We start from the raw sequence: 228 nt of genomic DNA, 5'->3' as shown, positions 1-228 counted from the left end.
CTATGGGTCGAACCATTCACTTGGAGCCGCAAGGAAGGCTGGGTCCCTGAGGGCGGCGATAGTTTTCCGAAGGAGTTCTATATAGCTGGGCGGTGGGGGTTGCCATTGCCCTCCACCGGAGAGGTGCTGCCCATTTCTGCCACTCCTAATGGACAAGTCGCTCAACCAATTGCACCTCCCATCGCTCCGGATGGATGGCATTGGTTAGATCGGGGTTATTTTGAAGAG

The 228-nt window shown here is 55.7% G+C and carries 1 protein-coding gene; it reads left to right on the top strand.

All coding sequences use genetic code 11. The features are described 5' to 3' along the window. The coding region (locus tag SB752_RS33455; RefSeq protein ID WP_410719668.1) for a hypothetical protein at positions 1-228 on the top strand (228 nt) is incomplete at both ends.

The sequence above is a fragment of the Brevibacillus sp. SIMBA_040 genome (assembly GCF_046535075.1).
Classification (GTDB): domain Bacteria; phylum Bacillota; class Bacilli; order Brevibacillales; family Brevibacillaceae; genus Brevibacillus.
The sequence above is the reverse complement of the archived record's forward strand: the minus strand, read 5'-3'. Positions and strand labels throughout refer to the sequence as shown.